This window comes from Micromonospora sp. LH3U1, from assembly GCF_028475105.1.
In the GTDB taxonomy this organism is placed as follows: Bacteria; Actinomycetota; Actinomycetes; order Mycobacteriales; family Micromonosporaceae; genus Micromonospora.
This window is the reverse complement of sequence record NZ_CP116936.1, coordinates 103,699-118,023: the sequence shown is the minus strand read 5'-3', so window position 1 is coordinate 118,023 and position 14,325 is coordinate 103,699. Positions and strand designations below refer to the sequence as shown.

Genomic DNA, 14,325 nt, shown 5'->3' with positions numbered 1-14,325 from the left:
GAGGCCGAGCCGCCCGAAGCTGCTCGACACCGACCGGCCACGGGGAGTGACGGCCGGTGCTCCTTGGACGTGTCGTGCCACCACCCGATACCGTGCGGGGAGCCGGCACAGCGGTACGCCGGTGACGCCGGCAGCCACGCCGAGGAGACCGATCGGCACCGGCGAGCCGACATGTGATGGAGGAGGCGCACCCATGACGTCCGAGGGCCCGCACCGCCCCGGCCAAGAGCCGGACGAGGTGTCACCGGGCGCCGGCGGACCGGCGCCGTACGGCGACCGCCCGGCGCAGCCGGACAACGGCCACAACGCCGCCGGCCCCGACCTGGGCTGGGCGCCCCCGCCCCCGACGCGGCCTGACCCGTCGACGCCGGCATGGGCGACCCAGTCCGAGCAGCCGCCCGCCCCTGCCTGGGGTGCCGCCGCTGCGCCGCAGCCCAGTGACCCGGCGCAGCCCGCCTGGGCCACCGGCGGCGGCGTGAGCGAGCCGCCGCAGCAACAGCCCGGCACCTGGCCCGCCAACGACGGCGCGCCAGCCCCGGCGCAGCCCGACCCCTGGGCCGCACAGCAGCAGGGCTGGACGCCGGCCGAGCAGAGTGCACCCGCACCCGCCTGGACCCAGAGCGCCACCGACCAGCCCGACTGGGGGCAGGCCCAGCCGGCCGCGCGGGGCGCCGCACAGGTGCCCCCGGCCACCGCCGCCTGGCCCGCCCAGGAAGACCCGGCCCACGCTGGCGGCTGGGGCGGAGCGGCGCAGGCCAACCCGCCCGCCGCCGACTGGCGCGGGGCGGAGTCACAGCAGTCCGAGCCGCAGCAGGCCGCCGGCTGGTCCGGCGGCGCTCAGCAGGACGACGCGCCCGGCAGCGGCGCCTGGCCCGCCGGCACCGCCGCACGCGACGACCAGCCGGTGTGGACGCCGGCAGAGCAGTCGCCGCCGACCTGGGGCCAGCCCGCCGAACCGACCGAGCAGCCCGCCCCCGGGTGGGGCAGGCCGCCCAGCCGAACGCGGCCGCGGCGCGGCCCAGGTGCCGGCACCGGCGACCAACTGGTCCGGGCAGGACGACCCGTCCCGCTCCGGCGGGTGGGCCGCACAGCAGCAGCAGGCGCAGCCCGGCGGGTGGAGCGACGGCGGCGACGTGCGGCAGGACCAGGCCGCGCAGCCGGCCGCCTGGGGCGCTGCCGAGAGCCGTCCGCAGCAGCCCGACTGGGTGCTCTCGCCGCAGGACCAGCCGTCCGCACCGGCGGAGCCGGCGGGGTGGACCCCGCGGGGCAGAGCGGCCTTCCCGCCCGTGCCAGCGCCAGCGTGCCCGGCAACGACGGTGCCCCCGGCTGGGCCGCCAGCCCGGACAACGCGGCGCAGGGCAACTCCGGCGTCCCGGCGGTTGAGCCGTGGGCACCCGGTGAGGTGTGGGGTCGCGCCGAAGCGGAAGCCTCCGCCCAGTCCCGCAGTGGCTGGGAGGCGGACCGGGGCGACGAGGCACCGGCCTACCAGCCCGGTCCGGCGCCGGGCATCTCGCCGGCAAACGCGGTGCCGCTGCCTCCGCAGGAGCAGCGCGTGCCGGGCGCCAGCCTGGCTGCCGCCCCGCCTTCCGACTTCTCCCCCCAGGCCCAGTTCGCACCGATCCCGGAGCAGCCCGCTTACGCCGAACGGGAGACCCCGGAAGCCGCCGCGCAGTACGAGGCCGAGCCAGCCTGGGGCCGCGCCGAGGACGCTCCCGCGAGTGGCGCGGTGGTGCCTGCCCCGCGTACCTCTCCGGAGTCCGGAGCGGGCCGGGCGATCGTGCCGGTGTCGGAGGCCGAGTCGGCAGCCGGCGCGGCGGCACGGGCCACGGCGAGCGCTTCGGTGCCGTTGGCCAGCCGGGTGATGCCCCCGACCGACCAGGCCATCCGTCCGACTGGCACGGCCACACCACAACCCCGGGTGTACGGCCGCCCAGCTCGACCCGAACCGGAGAACGAGCCGGAGCCGGAGGCGTTCCAGGTCGACCCGGGTGCGGAGCGTCAGGGCGCACCGGAGTGGCAGAGCGACCAGCAGCGTCAAGGCGCACCCGACTGGCAGAACGACCCGCAGCGCCAGATTGGCTCGGGTTGGGGCGGCGAGCCCGCAGCCGAGCAGCGCTTCGACGACCGACAGCCCGCACCGAACACGTTCTATGACGCCCCGCCGGCATTCCCGCCCGGTGTGCCGTCCTTCGTCGACACGCCGGGCAACGACAGGCCCGTGAACGGCACTCGGCCGCACGCAGGTGCCGCGCCGCCGGTCGACCAGTTCGGCGGCCCCGCGTCGCCTGCCACCGGTGCCGCCTCCGTGAACGGAACGTCGGCCTTCGGCGCCCCCGGTTCCGGCGGCCAGGGCTTCGGCGGCGGCGGTTCGGGCGGCCAGGGCTTCGGAGGCCAGGGCTTCGGTGCCGAGTCGGCGCCGGGCGCCAGCTTCCCGCCGGCCTTCCCGCCACCGCAGCAGCCTGCGCCGTCCTGGGGCCAGGGGGCCAGCCAGTCGGACGAGGGCCGCTTCGACGCGTTCAAGCCGGACGCCGACGAGCCGAAGGCGGAGCCGCCGACGCCGAAGGTACGCAACGGCCGGGTGCTGGCCGCGGTGCTGATCGCCGCGGTGCTCATCCTGGCGGTGCCGCTCGGCCTGCTGCTGCTGCTCGGCAAGGTCGGTGGGAACGAAGCACCGGCCTTCGACCCGGCGGTCGGCACCTGCGTCAAGCAGTCCGGCCAGGATGGCGCCTCGGCAGCCGACTGCGGCGAGGCAGGCGCTTTCACCATCGTCTCGAAGGTGGACGCGAAGGAGAAGTGCACCGACGTGACGCAGCCCCACGTGGTGCTGCCGGGTGACGGCACCAACCGAGTGCTCTGCCTCAAGCAAGCCACGAAGTAGCTCCACCAAAGGCGGGGTCACGGACAACCGTGACCCCGCCGCCCCCGCCCGCTCGCCCCGCCGATCTTGCAGTTTCGGTCGCCGTTTTGCGCGAAATGCCCCTTAGGTCGGGACAGAAAGTGCAAGATCGCGCGGGACGGGGGCGAGACGACCTCCGGACCGGCGTCTTGGTTCGGGTCGCGGCGGCTGGGCCTGCGGGGCGTGGCAGGCTGACAGGCATGGGAACGACAGCGCGTGTACGTGCGCCCGAGCTACGGGGCCGGCAGTGGCTCAACACCGGCGGACAGAATCTGACCTTGCAGGACCTGCGCGGCAAGATCGTCTTGGCGGATTTTTGGACGTTCTGCTGTATCAACTGCCTGCACGTGCTCGATGAGCTGCGCCCGCTGGAGGAGAAGTACGGCGACGTGCTCGTCGTGATCGGTGTGCACTCGCCGAAGTTCGAGCACGAGAAGGACCCCGACGCGCTCGCCGCCGCCGTGGAGCGGTACGGGGTGCACCATCCCGTACTCGACGATGCCGACATGGACATGTGGCAGCAGTACGCGGCCCGGGCCTGGCCGACCCTGTCGGTGATCGACCCCGAGGGTTACGTGGTGGCCACCATGGCCGGCGAGGGGCACGCCGAAGGGCTGGCCCGACTGATCGACGAGTTAATCGCCACCCACGAGGCCAAGGGCACCCTGCACCGGGGTGACGGCCCGTACGTCCCGCCGCCGGCACCGGAGACCGCGCTGCGCTTCCCGGGTAAGGCGGCGCTGCTGCCGAACGGCAACCTGCTGGTCTCGGACTCGGCCCGGCACTCCCTGGTCGAGGTGGCCCCGGACGGCGAGACGCCGGTGCGCCGGATCGGTTCCGGCGAGCGGGGCCGGGCCGACGGGCCGGAAGCCGCGGCGACGTTCTCCGAGCCGCAGGGGGTGTGCCTGCTGCCCACGCATGTCGCCGAGGTCGCCGGCTACGACCTGGTGGTCGCCGACACGGTCAACCACCTGCTGCGGGGCGTACGGCTCGAGTCCGGCGAGGTCGTCACCGTGGCCGGCAGTGGGCGGCAGTGGCGTGCCACGGTCGACGACCACGCCCACGACGCGCTCGCCGTCGACCTCTCCTCCCCGTGGGACCTGGCCTGGTACGACGACAAGCTGATCATTGCGATGGCCGGCATCCACCAGCTCTGGTGGTTCGACCCGATCAAGCGGACCGCCGGCATGTACGCCGGCACCACCGTGGAGGCGCTGCGCGACGGCCCGCTGGCCGAGGCGTGGATGGCGCAGCCGTCGGGGCTCTCCGTCTCCGCCGACGGCACCCGGCTCTGGGTCGCCGACAGCGAGACCAGCTCCGTTCGGTACGTCGAGAACGGTGAGCTGGGCACCGCCGTCGGGCAGGGCCTGTTCGACTTCGGGCACGTGGACGGTCCGGCAGAGTCGGCGTTGCTCCAGCACCCGTTGGGCGTGTGTGCGCTGCCGGACGGCTCGGTGCTGATCGCGGACACATACAACGGCGCTGTACGCCGCTTCGACCCGGCCAGCAACCAGGTCTCCACCGTCGCCGACGGGTTGGCGGAGCCGAGCGACCTGGTGCTCACCCCGGCCGGTGAGGTGCTGGTGGTGGAATCCGCCGCGCACCGGTTGACCCGGCTCGCGCCGGGTGCCCTGTCGGCGGCAGGTGCCAGCACGGTGGACGGCCCCCGGCATCGCACCGAGCGCAAGCCGACGGACGTCGCGGCCGGTGAGGTCACCCTGGACATCGTCTTCACCCCGGCGCCGGGGCAGAAGCTGGACGAGACGTACGGGCCGTCGACCCGCTTGGTGGTCTCCGCGTCTCCGCCGGAGCTGCTGGTGGATGGTGCCGGCACGGGCACCGAACTGTCCCGCCGGCTGGTGCTCAACAGCGAGATCACCGCTGGGGTGCTGCAGGTGACCGCCCAGGCGGCGACCTGTGACGCGGACGTCGAGCACGCGGCGTGCCACCTGACCCGGCAGGACTGGGGCGTACCGGTCCGGGTGGTCGACGGCGCCGTGACCCGGCTCCCGCTGGTGCTGCGCGGCCTGGACGCCTGACTTGTCCGGAGCGGCCCGGTGGGGCCCCTCCGGTCACGCGAACGGGGCCAGCTGGATGTCGGCGTCGATCAGGGTGGCGCGGACGAGTTCGGCGGCGGAGACCGCGCCCGGGGTGTCACCGTGCACGCAGATCGAGTCGACCGAACAGGGGATGACGGTGCCGTCCACCGCCACCACGCTGCGTTCGGTGGCCATCCGCACCGCCCGTTCGGCCACCTGCTCCGGGTCGGTGATCACCGCGCCGGGGGTGCCGCGCGGCACCAGCGCCCCGTTGGGCAGGTAGGCGCGGTCGGCGAAGGCCTCGGCGACGACCGGCAGGCCCGCGCCGACGGCCAGTTGGGCGAGCGTCGAGCCGGGCAGACAGAGTATGGGCAGGTCAGGGTCGTAGCCGGTGACCGCGGCGACCACCGCCGCCGCTTGGGATTCGTCGGTGCTGGCCGCGTGGTAGAGCGCGCCGTGCGGCTTGAGGTAGCGGACCCGGGTGCCGAACAGCCGGCAGAACGCGTTCAGCGCCCCCAACTGGTAGGTCACCTCGTCGCGTAGCTCGGCGAAGTCGTACGCGATGCGCCGCCGGCCGAAGCCGGCCAGGTCCCGGTAGCCGACCTGCGCGCCCACCGCGACCCCGCGCCGTGCGGCGCCCTCGCAGACCCGTCGCATCGTGGACGGGTCGCCGCCGTGAAAGCCGCAGGCGACGTTGGCGGAGGTGACGAGGCCCAGCAGCGCCTCGTCGTCGCCGAGTCGCCAGATGCCGAATCCCTCGCCGAGGTCAGCGTTGAGGTCCATGGAATCTGACGGTAGTCCCTGGCCGGGCCTGCGCGAGCGGGGTCACGTCGGTGACCACCCCGATGACGGGGTATCCGCCGGTGGTCGGGTGGTCCGCCAGGAAGATCAGGGGTTGTCCGTCGGCCGGCACCTGTACCGCGCCGAGCACGATGCCCTCGCTGGGAAGTTCGCCGGCGACCGCGCGGGGCAGCGCCGCGCCGGCGAGCCGCGCGCCGACCCGGTTGCTCACCGGGCTGACGGTGTACGCGGTGCCGAACAGCCGGTCGAGCGCGGCGGGAGTGAACCAGTCGTCGCGGGGGCCGAGGCGCAGCGTCAGGAGCACCTCCGGCGGGGGTGCGGAGCAGACGGTCAGGTCCACCGGCGCTGGTACGCCCAACGGCTCGCCGAGCGGCAGCAGGTCGCCGTCGCGCAGCGGAGGCGGGCCGAGCCCGGAGAGGGTGTCGGTGGCCCGGCTGCCGAGCACCGGCGGCACGTCGATGCCGCCAGCCACCGCCAGCCAACTCCGTACGCCCCGTCGGGCGGGGCCGACCCGCAGCACCGTCCCGGCCGGCATGGTGAGCGGGCGCCCGGTGTCACCAGGCCGCTCACCGGCGTGGACCGTCACCTCGGCGCCGGTCACCGCGACCGTGGTGGCACGCGTCAGCCGCAGTGTGCAGCCGGTCAGTGTGATCTCCAGGCCGGCGGCGTGCTCCGGATTGCCGACCAGCCGGTTGGCCAGCCGCAGGGCCGCCGGGTCGAGGGCACCGGACCGGGGTACGCCCAGGTGCGCCCAGCCGGCCCGGCCCAGGTCCTGCACGGTGGTGAGCGCGCCGGCGCGGAGCACCTCGACAGCGGCCGGGTGGGTCACGCCGCCACCATCCGGACCGGGGTTCCCGGGCTGAGTCGGGCCGGCGGGTCGGCGTGCACGTCGAAGAGGACCAGGTCGGTCCGACCGACCAGCAGCCAGCCGCCGGGGGACGTGCCCGGGTAGATGCCGGCGTACGGGCCGGCCAAGGCGACCGAGCCGGCCGGCACCCGGGGACGGGGCGTGGCCAGCCGGGGCAGCGCCAGCTCGGCGGGCAGCCCGGTCAGGTAGGGAAACCCGGGGGCGAAGCCGCAGAACGCGACCCGGAACCGGGTGCTGGTCAGCCGGTGCAGCACGGCTGGCACGTCCACACCCCAGTGCTCGGCCACCGCCGGCAGGTCCGGCCCGTCGAAGTCGACCGGGACGACCACCTCGGCGCCATCGCCGGCGATGGTGCCGCCCGCGCTGTCACTGCGTGCGCTGCCGTCGTCGCGGTTGTTGGTTGCGCCGTGGGAGATGGTGGCGACCGCGGACGCCCATCGGGTCAGCTGCGCTGCCGTGGCGGCCGGGTCGGGCAGGCCGTCGAGCAGGACGGTGCTGGCCGCCGGCACGATCTCGACGGCGATCAGGTCGCCCTGCTCTCGACGCCGCCACAGCTCGGCTCGCCACGCTTCGACGAGCGCGGCTTCGGGGACATCGGGCGGAGTGGTGCAGTCGAGCAGCAGGGCGTGCGCGCCGACGGGCCGGATCCGCATCCGCTCATCCTCGCCGATGTCGTGCCGATGTGGTGTTCACGATGAGGGTGTGGTGTTCACGATGGCGGTGCCCGGTGTCACCATCGCCACTACTTGCAAGTAACCTACGGTGCCGTAACCTTATTGTGTGACCACCTCCGCCCCGCTTCGCCTGAAGCCGGTCGACATCGGTAAGCCCCGGATGCGCGGCTGGCTGCACACGTACGCCTTCTTCGTCGCCGTGGTCTGCGGGATCGTGCTCTGCTCGATCGCCGCCACCCGGCCGGGGTGGGCGCCCCTGGTCAGTTGCCTCCTCTACAGCCTGACGGTTTGTGGGCTCTTCGGTACGAGCGCGCTGTACCACCGTCGGGTGTGGTCAGAGCGCGGCTACCAGGTGATGCGCCGGCTGGACCACGCGATGATCTTCGTGTTCATCGCCGGCACGTACACACCGCTCTGCGTACTGCTGCTCGCACCCCGGCCGGCCACCGTGATGCTGTCCCTGGTGTGGGGTGGCGCACTGGCCGGCGTGGCGCTCAAGGTGGTCTGGCCACACGTGCCGCGCTGGGTGTCCGCGCCGCTCTACCTGGCGCTGGGCTGGGTGGCGGTGGCCATGCTGCCGGAGATCCTGCACGGCGGCGGTGTCGCGGCACTGGTGCTGCTGATCATCGGTGGCGCGATCTACAGCGTCGGCGCGGTCTTCTACGCGTTGCGCCGACCCAATCCGTGGCCAACCGTCTTCGGTCACCACGAGTTCTTCCACGCCTGCACGCTGCTGGCGGCGCTCTGCCATCACATCGCGATCTACTTCGCGCTGTTCGCCTGAGTAAGCGGGCAAAGCGCAAGCGCAACCCACCCGGGCCTCCGACGCCGCACCACGCGCGGCGGGGCCTGGCCCGGGGTTGGCGGGTTTCGTCCGTACATGCGAGCCGGGGCCCCGCGACGCTGCGGTGACCCCGGAGTGTGTGAGCGAGGATCAGACCGGTCGGCCCGGCCGACGCACCTCGCGGTACTCCCGCACGACCTGGTCGTCCTGGACCGGCACCACCCGGTCAGCCACGACGTGCTCCTCGCGTACCGGTGCGGCGACCACCGTGCGGCGGCGGCTGCTCCAGAAGTAGAGGGTGGCGACGAGGCCGGCGACACCGGCCAGCATCAGCACCCAGCCGACCACGGCCAGGTTCAGCCAGCCCAGGTCGGCCTCCACGGCGAATGCGAGGATCGCGCCCAGCGCGATCAAGAAGATGCTGCCACCAATGCCCATGTCTCGCTCCTCGGCTCAAACCTGGCGTACGACGCGCCGCGGCCGTCGGTAGGGGTGCGGCATCCATCGACTTACCCCGGCACGGAGATCGCCAATCGGGCAAGCTGAGGGCATGACGGACGTCGACCCCGAGACGCGGACACTGGTGTTGCTGCGGCACGCGAAGGCCGATCAGGGCAGCGACGCGGCGGACGATGCCGAGCGGCCGCTCAGCGCACGCGGAGACGCCGACGCGGCAGCGGCTGGGGCCTGGCTGGCGCACCACGGGCTGCTGCCCGACGTGGTGATCTGCTCGACGGCCAGGCGTACCCGGCAGACCTGGCACGGGGTGGCGATGGGGATGACCGGTTCGCCGCCGGAGGGTGGCCCGACCGGTCCTCGCCCGACTGTCCGTTATGAGCCCGGCGCGTACGACGCCCATCCCGAGGAGTTGTTGGCGCTGGTGCGCACGGTCGACTCGGCGGCCCGCACCGCGCTGCTCATTGCTCACAACCCAGGCATCTCGCTGCTCTCCGCGCTCCTCGATCCGGAGGGGGCGGACGAGGAGGGTTTACGCACCGCCGAACTGGCGGTGCACCGTGTTCCGCTGGGCTGGGCGGAGCTGAGTCGGGCGGGAGCACCGATCACGGCACGGCACACCGCCCGCGACTGAGCCACCCGCCGATCATCGACGGGTGGCTCAGAGGTCGCGTCCTGGTGCGCAGGCTCAGGACGGCGGCGCGGTTGGTGGCGGCGGGTCTGGCGGCGGCGGCATCATCGCCGTCGGATGAGACAGCCGGTTCTCCTCCACGATGAGGGTCCGGGCCCGCTTGCGCCGGTCCTGCCAGAACCAGACCGTGGTCAGCAGTACGGCCAGCCCGGCCAGGATGAACACCCAGCCGACCGCCCGCACGTCGATCCACCAGACGTTGGCTCTCAGCGCGAAGGTCAGGATCGCGCCGATCGCGATGAGAAAAATGCCGCTTCCTACACCCATGTGCGCTGCACTCCCCCGTGCGGTGGCTCTGGGCGTTCCCTTTCCAGGTCACGCGACGGTTACCCGCCACGCCACCGGCATACCCGGCCGGGCTCACCCAATACGTGCGCGCCCTCCCCGGGCGAGCTGCCGGGGGCCTCGGTGGCACCCAGAGACGGCGACGGCCGGCGGGGCACGTAGCCCCGCCGGCCGTCGGTGTTGGTGCCGGGTGGTGCGACCCGGAACCGTCAGGCGTGCCGTGGCACGGTCAGAAGGCCTCCTCCGGGAGGTCCATGATGTCGAGGTCGGCACCCTCGATGATCCGCCGGTCGGCGCCGATGCGGGGCAGCACCTCGCGGGCGAAGAAACGGGCAGCAGCCACCTTGCCGGTGTAGAACGCCTTGTCGGCGGCGGAGACCTCACCGGCCAGCGCCTTGAGCGCGACGTCGGCCTGCTTCTGCAGCAGCCAGCCGACCACCAGGTCGCCGATCGCCAGCAGGAACCGGCGGCTGCTCAGCCCGACCTTGTAGAGAGCGCGGGTGTCGCCACCCTGCGCCTCGCCCAGCCAGCCGGTCATGACGCCGAGGATGTTCTGGACCTCGACGAGCGCCTTGCCGAGCGCCTGCCGCTCCTCCTTGAGCTGGCCGTTGCCCGCCTCGGAGGAGATGAACTCCTGGATCTCGCTGGCGACCGCCATGAGCGCCTTGCCGTTGTCCCGGACGATCTTGCGGAAGATCAGGTCCAGGCTCTGGATGGCGGTGGTGCCCTCGTACAGGGTGTCGATCTTGGCGTCGCGGACGTACTGCTCCAGCGGGTAGTCCTGGAGGAACCCGGAGCCGCCGAAGGTCTGCAGAGCCTCGTGCCCGAGCATCTCGTACGCCCGCTCCGAGCCGACGCCCTTGACCAGCGGCAGCAGCAGGTCGTTGACCCGCTTGGCCAGCTTGGTGGCCTTCTCGTCGCCGGCCGCCTCGGCGATGGCGACCTTGTCCTGCCAGGTGGCGGTGTAGAGAACCAGGGCACGCAGACCCTCGGCGTACGACTTCTGCAGCAGCAGCGAACGGCGCACGTCCGGGTGGTGGGTGATGGTGACCCGCGGCGCGGTCTTGTCCGTCTGCTGGACCAGGTCGGCGCCCTGCACCCGGTTCTTCGCGTATTCCAGGGCGTTGAGGTAGCCGGTGGAGAGGGTGGCGATGGCCTTGGTGCCGACCAGCATCCGGGCGTACTCGATGATCATGAACATCTGCCGGATGCCGTCGTGCTTCTCGCCCAGCAGCCAACCCGTGGCCGGTACGCCGTGCTCGCCGAAGGTCAGCTCGCAGGTGTTGGAGACCTTCAGGCCCATCTTGTGCTCGACGTTGGTGGTGTAGACGCCGTTGCGCTCACCCAGCTCGCCGGTGGTCTCGTCGAAGTGGAACTTCGGCACCACGAAGAGCGACAGGCCCTTGGTGCCGGGGCCACCGACGCCCTCCACGCCCACCGGGCGGGCCAGCACGTAGTGCACGATGTTGTCGCTCAGGTCGTGCTCACCCGAGGTGATGAAGCGCTTGACGCCCTCGATGTGCCACGAGCCGTCCGGCTGCTGGATGGCGCGGGCGCGGCCGGCGCCGACGTCCGAGCCGGCGTCCGGCTCGGTGAGCACCATGGTGGAGCCCCACTGCTTGTCGATGAAGAGCTTGGCCCACCGCTTCTGCCGCTCGGTGCCCTCGACCTCCAGCACGTGCGCGAAGGACGGGCCGGAGGCGTACATCCAGATGGGGGCGTTCGAGCCGAGCACCAGCTCGGCGAGGGCCCACCAGAGGGCGCGCGGCGCGGTGGTGCCGCCCAGGTGCGGCGGCAGGTCCAGGCGCCAGAACTCGGAGTCCATGAATGCCTTGTAGGACTTCTTGAACGACGCCGGCAGCGGAGCGGTGTGCGTGACCGGGTCGAACACCGGCGGGTTACGGTCACTGTCCGTGTAGCTGGAGGCCAGGTCCTCGCGAGCGAGACGGTCGAGTTCGGCGAGGAAGCTGCGGGCGGTGTCGACGTCGAGTTCCGAGTACGGTTCCTGGCCGAACGCCTGGTCCGCCCCGAAGACCTCGAACAGGTTGAACTCAAGGTCCCGCAGGTTGCTCTTGTAGTGGGTCATGCTCGCTGGCCCCGCTTCCGGACAGGTGTTACCGATCAGTAACCCCGACTGTATTACTCGCGGGTAGGCAGCGACAAGTGGATCGCCCAAGTGACAGCGATTACACACTCCGTGCCGCACCGGCCGGATCAGCTCTCGGCGGCGCCGACCTCCCAGCTCGGGACGGCTGCCGCCGCGCCGTTACGGGCGCCGACGTACTCCATGAGGACCAGGGCGATGTCATCGTCGAGCCGACCATGGACCCACTCGACCAGGGCGATCTCCAGCGAGGCCAGCCCGTCGGCGACCGTGCCGTGGCCGAGCAGTCGCCAGGCCCGGTCGGCCGTGGGGAAGAACTCGCCGTCGCGCCGGGCCTCGCCCAGGCCGTCAGTGAACAGCAGCAGCCGATCCCCGGGCTCCAGGCGTTCGACCCGGGGTCGGACCACCGGCATGAACCCGAGCGGAGGCGCCGGCGCCGGCGGATCCAGCGAAATCACCGCGCCCCGGCGCAGCAGCAGCGGTGGCGGATGCCCGCAGTTGACGATCGTGAGCGTGCCGCCGCGCTCCTCGACCAGGGCCGCAGTCACGAAGTCCTCGTCGCCGACGTTGCGGGCCACCGCGCGGTCCAGGTCGGCGACGACGGCGCGCAGGTCGGCCCGCTCGTACGCCACGTGCCGGTAGGAGCCGAGGACGATGCTCGCCAGCCGGACCGCGTCCAGGCCCTTGCCGCGCACATCACCGATGATCATCCGTACGCCGTAGGGCGTGTCGATCGCCTCGTACAGGTCACCGCCGATCTCGGCCGTCGCGGTGGAGGAGATGTAGCGACCCGCGACCGAAAGCGTGCCGACCTGCGGGCCGAGCGGACGCAGCACCGCCTGTTGGGCCACCGAGGCGAGCTTGGTCAGCTCGACGAGCTTCTCCGCCTGCCGCTGTCGAAGCGACGCCACCACCACCGCCAACCCGGTGGCGACCGCGACCGCGACCACGTTGACCGAGGTGACCAGCGACATCTTCGGCTCGACCAGGGCGAAGCCGGCCCCGGTCAGGGTCGCCGCGGCGCCCACCGCCAGCACCACCGGCCAAGATGCCAGGGCGGCGGCCAGGAACGGTACGGCCGCCAACAGCGCTACGTAGTGCGCCGACCGGCCGTCTGCCGCCTCCACCGCCGACACGATCGCGAGCAGAACGAGGGCCGCGCCGAGGCCGGCGCGGGATCCGGGGCTCAGCGGGCGACGGCCCGACTGGAGGAGTCGCGTGGATACGAGGGACAGTTTGCCTGATCCTCGTGAAACGGTGAATGAACCTGACCCGTCGTCTGAGGAGGTTCTGTCCAGCCGGCCCGGTTGGTCGGCCGAATCTCCGTCACCCGCCCCGGTCAGCCGAGGACCTCGTAGCGGACAGTGAGCGCGCCCACGTCGACCGACGCGATGGTGGCGAACGCGGCCCGGGAGAGGTCCAGGCAGCGGCCGTCGATGAACGGGCCACGGTCGTTGATGCGCACCACGACCGACTTGCCGTTGGCCGGGTTGGTCACCCGGACCTTGGTGTTGAACGGCAGCGTCTTGTGCGCGGCGGTCAGCTCGTTCGGGTTGAACGACTCACCGTTGGCGGTGAGCTGCCCGTCGGAGTAGAACGAGGCGCCGCACGAGCCACTCTCCAGCACACTCGGTGCCTTCGTGGTCTTCTTGGCGGTCGGGCTCGGCTTCGGCGGCGCGGTGCGGGCCTTGGCTCGCGAGGCGGCCTGCTGCGACCGGGTGGCCGACGGGCTGGCGGAAACGCTCGGCGAGGCACTGGGACTCGGGGAGGCTGCCGGGGAGCTGGGGGTGGGGCTGCTGGCGGCGGTGGTCGGGGTGAAGTCGAAAGCCGCCTGCTCTGACTGACCGGAGCCGGAGGTCAGCTGCACGGCACCGAACGTGCCCCCGACGGCGAGGGCGACGCCGACCGCCGCGGTGGCCACGATGCCCGCCGGGGAGGAGAAGATGCGGGTACGGGAGTGCTTACCTACCACCAGCCCGGTCCTTTCGTCGACTGAACAAACCGGGTCGGACCGTAACGAGAGAAGCACTTCCGAAGTCAACGTGATCATGGTGGTATGCCCGCATTTACACTGGTACGTGTAGCCGATCATCCGACCCCAGGTGGGCCGGGTGGCCCGGGTGCCGACACGCCGACCGCTCGTGCCGCAGGATGGGCGAATGTCCGCTGAGCTGACCGACCGACTGGCCGCCCTGTTCCAGTGGATCGACCCCGGCCCCGGCACCAGTCACCTGGTCAGCGACATCTCCGGTTGGTGGCGGGACCCGGACGTGCTGGCCGGGCTGGGACCGGCCCTGGTGGCGCCGTACCGGGCCGCCCGGCCGACCGTGGTGCTCGCCCCGGCGGTCACCGGGCTGCTGCTCGGGCCGCTGGCCGCCACCGCCCTCGGGGTCGGCTTCGTGGCCGCTCACAAGCCCGGCGACGGTCGGCTGCCGGCTGGGTCGCTCACCTGGGCACAGAGCCCACCGGACTACCGAGGTCGGCAGGTCGACCTGGCCGTACGGGACCGGCACCTCGGCCCCGACGACCGGGTGCTGGTGGTGGACGACTGGGTGCGTACCGGCGCGCAACTTCGCGCCCTCTACGACATCTGCGCCGCGCGCGGTGCCGAGGTGCTGGGCACCGCCGTCGTGGCCGTCGACTGCCCGCCCGAGATCGCGGCCGATCTACGGATCACCGGCCTGATCAACGCCGCGGATCTGCCGGCTTGACCTGAACCGAGGTTCA

Annotated in this window: 13 protein-coding genes; 5 read left to right on the top strand and 8 right to left on the bottom strand. The window is 72.5% G+C overall.

Annotation, left to right across the window (positions count from 1 at the left end; genetic code table 11):
• The first annotated feature begins 193 nt into the window (after positions 1 to 193).
• Both PCA76_RS00565 and PCA76_RS00560 read left to right on the top strand, forming a co-directional pair.
• A complete protein-coding gene (locus PCA76_RS00565; RefSeq protein ID WP_272614519.1) occupies positions 194 to 2,878 on the top strand; it encodes an LppU/SCO3897 family protein in 2,685 nt (894 codons plus the stop codon).
• Positions 2,879 to 3,096: 218 nt separating this feature from the next.
• Positions 3,097 to 4,935: an NHL domain-containing thioredoxin family protein gene (locus PCA76_RS00560; protein ID WP_272614518.1), complete on the top strand. Its 1,839-nt coding sequence runs from the start codon at positions 3,097 to 3,099 to the stop codon at positions 4,933 to 4,935.
• Positions 4,936 to 4,968: 33 nt separating this feature from the next.
• Here the strand turns inward: PCA76_RS00560 and PCA76_RS00555 are convergent, their stop codons facing one another.
• From PCA76_RS00555 to PCA76_RS00545, 3 genes are read right to left on the bottom strand one after another with little or no spacing between them, the layout of a single operon-like run.
• Entirely contained in the window at positions 4,969 to 5,718 is a 750-nt protein-coding gene (locus tag PCA76_RS00555) for a LamB/YcsF family protein (protein WP_272614517.1), read from the bottom strand.
• Positions 5,702 to 6,565, bottom strand: coding sequence for a biotin-dependent carboxyltransferase family protein (locus PCA76_RS00550; protein ID WP_272614516.1), 864 nt, complete (start codon positions 6,563 to 6,565; stop codon positions 5,702 to 5,704). The genes PCA76_RS00555 and PCA76_RS00550 overlap by 17 nt, the downstream gene beginning before the upstream one ends.
• Positions 6,562 to 7,257: a 5-oxoprolinase subunit B family protein gene (locus tag PCA76_RS00545; RefSeq protein ID WP_272614515.1), complete on the bottom strand. Its 696-nt coding sequence runs from the start codon at positions 7,255 to 7,257 to the stop codon at positions 6,562 to 6,564. The genes PCA76_RS00550 and PCA76_RS00545 overlap by 4 nt, the downstream gene beginning before the upstream one ends.
• A gap of 127 nt (positions 7,258 to 7,384) precedes the next feature.
• On the opposite strand from PCA76_RS00545, the gene trhA reads away from it, so the two are divergent.
• Positions 7,385 to 8,062: a PAQR family membrane homeostasis protein TrhA gene (trhA, locus tag PCA76_RS00540; protein ID WP_272614513.1), complete on the top strand. Its 678-nt coding sequence runs from the start codon at positions 7,385 to 7,387 to the stop codon at positions 8,060 to 8,062.
• A 150-nt stretch (positions 8,063 to 8,212) separates the two neighbouring features.
• On the opposite strand, the gene PCA76_RS00535 is transcribed toward trhA, so the two are convergent.
• On the bottom strand, positions 8,213 to 8,500 hold the full coding sequence (locus PCA76_RS00535; protein WP_272614512.1) for a DUF6458 family protein: 288 nt from the start codon (positions 8,498 to 8,500) through the stop codon (positions 8,213 to 8,215).
• 112 nt (positions 8,501 to 8,612) lie between these two features.
• Between PCA76_RS00535 and PCA76_RS00530 the strand changes: the two genes are divergently transcribed.
• Positions 8,613 to 9,152 carry a SixA phosphatase family protein gene (locus tag PCA76_RS00530; RefSeq protein ID WP_272614511.1) on the top strand — a complete coding sequence of 180 codons (540 nt, stop codon included), beginning with the start codon at positions 8,613 to 8,615 and terminating at the stop codon, positions 9,150 to 9,152.
• Between the two features lie 54 nt (positions 9,153 to 9,206).
• On the opposite strand, the gene PCA76_RS00525 is transcribed toward PCA76_RS00530, so the two are convergent.
• The 4 genes from PCA76_RS00525 to PCA76_RS00510 form a co-directional block, all read right to left on the bottom strand.
• Positions 9,207 to 9,476: a DUF6458 family protein gene (locus PCA76_RS00525; RefSeq protein ID WP_030487564.1), complete on the bottom strand. Its 270-nt coding sequence runs from the start codon at positions 9,474 to 9,476 to the stop codon at positions 9,207 to 9,209.
• Positions 9,477 to 9,723: 247 nt separating this feature from the next.
• Positions 9,724 to 11,580, bottom strand: coding sequence for an acyl-CoA dehydrogenase (locus tag PCA76_RS00520; protein WP_272614509.1), 1,857 nt, complete (start codon positions 11,578 to 11,580; stop codon positions 9,724 to 9,726).
• A gap of 128 nt (positions 11,581 to 11,708) precedes the next feature.
• Positions 11,709 to 12,833 carry a PP2C family protein-serine/threonine phosphatase gene (locus PCA76_RS00515; protein WP_272619095.1) on the bottom strand — a complete coding sequence of 375 codons (1,125 nt, stop codon included), beginning with the start codon at positions 12,831 to 12,833 and terminating at the stop codon, positions 11,709 to 11,711.
• A gap of 104 nt (positions 12,834 to 12,937) precedes the next feature.
• On the bottom strand, positions 12,938 to 13,570 hold the full coding sequence (locus PCA76_RS00510; protein ID WP_272614508.1) for a septal ring lytic transglycosylase RlpA family protein: 633 nt from the start codon (positions 13,568 to 13,570) through the stop codon (positions 12,938 to 12,940).
• A 187-nt stretch (positions 13,571 to 13,757) separates the two neighbouring features.
• Here PCA76_RS00510 and PCA76_RS00505 point away from each other — a divergent pair, with 187 nt between their 5' ends.
• Positions 13,758 to 14,309 carry a phosphoribosyltransferase family protein gene (locus PCA76_RS00505; protein WP_272614506.1) on the top strand — a complete coding sequence of 184 codons (552 nt, stop codon included), beginning with the start codon at positions 13,758 to 13,760 and terminating at the stop codon, positions 14,307 to 14,309.
• Positions 14,310 to 14,325: the final 16 nt, after the last annotated feature.